The sequence below is a fragment of the Sporolactobacillus inulinus genome, assembly GCF_006539285.1.
In the GTDB taxonomy this organism is placed as follows: Bacteria; Bacillota; Bacilli; order Bacillales; family Sporolactobacillaceae; genus Sporolactobacillus; species Sporolactobacillus inulinus.
The window spans coordinates 1-3,958 of record NZ_BJMS01000159.1; the positions used below are offsets into that span (position 1 = coordinate 1).

A 3,958-nucleotide genomic window follows, 5' to 3' on the forward strand; every position below is an offset into this window, starting at 1 on the left:
CCCAGACAGCAACGGATCAGTTTGATTTTTACCATGGTAATTGTTTTTCTGATACTGATTATGTATTGGATAAAAAATAGATTTAATCAGAATGCTTATCAAAAGTGATTGAATTTGAAAAAGCCTCATTCCGGATTATTTGTAAGCGTCAAATAATGAACGCCTGGAGTGAATAGGCAAATTCTATTGAACACAAGAATATTACCAGTATATTGTGAAATAGGTAATCACTGAAAGAAGAACAGAAGTAATGACCATTGCTAGAAATGGCTTGAATGCTTTTGTTCGCAAGTCCCTCAGACTTACATTCAGTCCCAAACCAATCATGGCCATCGTCAAAATAAAAGAAGTGAAGGAAGAGATTCCATTCATCATACTTGCCGAAACAGTAAACGCGTGACCCAGCACGTAGCTTCCAAATAAGCTCATAATAATGAAACCGATGAGAAACCAGGGAAATTCAATTTTTGCTTTCGAACCAGATTTCGTTTTTTCCTTATGTTTCATCCAGTACACGAGAATAAAACTAAGCGGGACCAGCAGGAAAACCCGGCCAAGCTTGGCCAATAAAGCCATAGCTAGAGCATTTGGACCAGCAGGTGCACCCGCCAAAGCAACATGGGCAATCTCATGTAAGCTGACTCCTGACCATATCCCGTATTGTAGAGCTGTCAGAGGAATAAAGGGTCTGATAAGTGTATACGTGATAGAAAAAACGGTACCAACCAGTGCGATAATCCCTGCACCGATTGCGGTGTCTTCATCTTTCGCTTTCAAGATCGAGGATGTCGCTGCAATCGCGGCGGCACCGCAGACGCCCGTTCCAATTCCCAGTAACAAAACTAAAGTCGAATCATCTGCCTTAAATAATTTTGCAATCAGAATCGTTAAAACAATTGCAAAAACAATCGTTCCGACGTCTCTGATCAGCAGCCATCCTCCCTGATGCAGAATCACATCAATATTCAGTTTTAATCCATGAAGAATAATGGCGAATCGTAACAACCTTTTTGCAGAAAATTGAATACCTGAGCGGATTTTTTCCGGATATCCCCAAATTTGCCGATAAATGATGGCTATTATAATTGCACAGGCGAGCTGTCCCACATGATCAAATCCCGGAACTTTAGCTAATCCATAACCAATGAGTGCAATAATAAGCGTAAAACCGATACCCTCCAGAAAGCGTCCTGTTAAACGTTCTTCTTGTCGTTTTACTGTTGCTTTTTCTATCATTAGATAAAACCCTTCTATTAATGTTATGTTTCCAATAATAAAAGTGTTTTAATGATAAGTAAAATAAATTATAATTATTGTTATAATAACTTCTCGCGAATGATCATTGCTTCCATCAGGGGCTTTAGTTACTTAAAAGGCGGATTAATATGGATCAAGCACTCTATGTTTTTATTACCGTTGCTGAACAGCAAAATTTCACTCGGGCTGCAGAGATGCTTCATATGACTCAGCCCGCTGTAAGCAATCATATCCATTCATTGGAACGATCGTTGAATATAAAGTTGTTAGAAAGAACCAATAAATATGTCCGGTTGAACGAAGCGGGAGAAATCGTTTATCATCATGCCAAAGATATTCTGAATCTCCATACGCGAATGGAGAATCTTCTGGACGATCTAAAAAATACCGTAAGCGGCACCCTGTCTATTGGTGCCAGTTATACCTACGGTGAATATGTACTCCCCTATAAAATCTCAACTCTACTTCAATCCTATCCTTTACTGAATCCGAATATTACTATAAGGAATACAAACGAGATTATTGACCTCATGATGCATCACCAAATCGATGTAGGCATAATAGAGGGTGAAATGACCAATGAGAGTTTGAATATTACCCCCTTCGCGCAAGATCAACTGTCTGTGATTGCTGCTGCGAATCATCCTTTATTCTCAAAAAAAACAATCAATCTTCAGGATTTGCACCACGAGCGGTGGCTGGTTAGAGAGGAAGGGTCAGGAACACTAGAAAAGCAGCAAAAGTGCTTCAAGCAATTGGATTTCTATCCAAAAAACGAGATGACCTTAGGAAGTACTCAAGTGATTAAGGAATCGATTGAAGCCGGTCTGGGCATTTCTCTGCTTTCACATTTGACGATCAAAAAAGAATTAGCACTTGGACGATTAAAGTTAGCCAAAATAGATGGATTTCCAATGATCAGGCATTTTTCACTGGTAACACCGAATGTTCCGTTTCAAACCAAGGCCACCGAAGTTCTTGTTGACTTATTGATCAACTAGCGGTAAATAGCCCGTCGGGTGCCTGTCTTCTCGAGTACAACTTGTTATAGGGATTATGACAACCAAAAATAGTAAGGAGGACACCTCTGGATCACCACAGGTGCCCTCCTATTCTCTCGTACAACAGATCCTCTCAGGCCGCTAAATGCGACGGGATTGATTCGTTGCCCTCCCCCAGCGATGGCGCCGATCGGAGGGCGAAGCACATCTTTCCCAATTCAATCGAACTTGACGTTGCTTTTTGCAGATGTTACTTTATTTTTTCCGGAAAAACGCTATGGTACAGTTTATAGCCTCCATCAAGATTCTTAACCGAATAGCCCTTCTGTGCAAGAATTCGTGCTGCAAGATAACCGCGAAGCCCCACCCGACACGTCACAATTAGATCGCGATTTTTCGGAATCTCACTTAACCGTTCGCGAAGATCGTCTAATGGAATATTTACAGCCCCCGGGATGGTGCCGTCCTCATATTCCTGTTCCGTCCGGACATCAATAAGCAGCGCTCCATGTTCTACCAGCTGATCGACTTCGTTCCACTGAACACTCTGCACTTTACCATCCAGCAGGTTTTCTGAAGCATAGCCGATCAAATTAATCGGTGCCTTTGCCGAATTAAATGGCGGAGCGTAAGCTAGTTCCAGTTCGGTCAGATCATTGACTGTCATTTGTCCATGAATCGCTGTGGCTAGTACATCGATGGTCTTATCAATTCCCTTCTCGCCAACCGCCTGTGCACCTAGAACCTTTCCAGATTCAGGATCAAAAAGCAGCTTAAGGGTCATCTGCAAACTGCCTGGATAATAGGTTGCATGATTCGGCGGGCTCGTGTGCAGCGCCTCGTAGGGAATATTGTATCTCTGCAATAGTTTCTCACTCAATCCAGTTACGGCTGCAGACAAATCAAAGGCTTTCACTATGGATGTACCCAGAGTTCCCTTGTAACTGCGTTTCATTCCGCTTAGAATATCGGCAACCATGCGTCCCTGCCGATTGGCCGGAGAAGCAAGCGGTATGACTGCTGACCGGCCGCCAACGGTTTGAGCAACCTCTATTGCATCACCAATGGCATAGATGTTTGGATCGCTGGTCCGCAATTGATCATTCACCGATATACTGCGGCGTATGCCAAGCGCCAGGCCCGCATGATCAGCTAAGGAGGACTCTGGAACAACACCGACCGACAATAGCGTCAGATCCGTCTGCTTGCGCGTGCCGTCATCGAGAACAAGAACCGCACCTTTTTCTTCAAAGCCCGTTACGGTTTTTCCTTTGAGCACCTCAATGTCGTGTTTTTTCAGTTCATCTTCTATCATAATCGCCATTTCTGGATCAAGCGGAGGAAGGACTTGATGTTCTCGTTCAACAATCGTCACTTTAATTCCACGTTCTGCCAGATTCTCAGCCATTTCTATGCCGATAAAACCGGCACCAACGATCACCGCACGATCTGCTTTATGCTGCTGCAGATACTGAACAATACGTTCAGCATCCGGAACATCACGCAGCGTGAACAAATTGTCCGCTTGATCGACTCCTTCAATTGGTGGACGCATCGGGTGCGCGCCTGTCGAGAGAATCAGCACATCATAGGTCTCATCATAACACTTTCCATGATGATCAATAATTACCTTCTTTTGTTCCCGATCAATACGGGTTACTTCGCTTTCGGGCCGCACGTCCAGACGAAAACGCTGATAA

General features: G+C 43.4%; 3 protein-coding genes. 1 reads left to right on the forward strand and 2 read right to left on the reverse strand.

Annotated features, from left to right (window positions below; all coding sequences use genetic code 11):
• Positions 1 to 201 precede the first annotated feature (201 nt).
• Positions 202 to 1,236: a YeiH family protein gene (locus SIN01_RS14190; protein ID WP_141306148.1), complete on the reverse strand. Its 1,035-nt coding sequence runs from the start codon at positions 1,234 to 1,236 to the stop codon at positions 202 to 204.
• Between the two features lie 149 nt (positions 1,237 to 1,385).
• Here SIN01_RS14190 and SIN01_RS14195 point away from each other — a divergent pair, with 149 nt between their 5' ends.
• The gene (locus tag SIN01_RS14195) at positions 1,386 to 2,258 is read left to right on the forward strand and encodes a LysR family transcriptional regulator (protein WP_047034956.1); all 873 of its coding nucleotides are present in this window, start codon (positions 1,386 to 1,388) and stop codon (positions 2,256 to 2,258) included.
• A gap of 250 nt (positions 2,259 to 2,508) precedes the next feature.
• Here SIN01_RS14195 and SIN01_RS14200 read toward each other — a convergent pair.
• Positions 2,509 to 3,958: FAD-dependent oxidoreductase (locus SIN01_RS14200; protein ID WP_141306149.1), on the reverse strand; the 1,450-nt coding region annotated here is incomplete at its 5' end.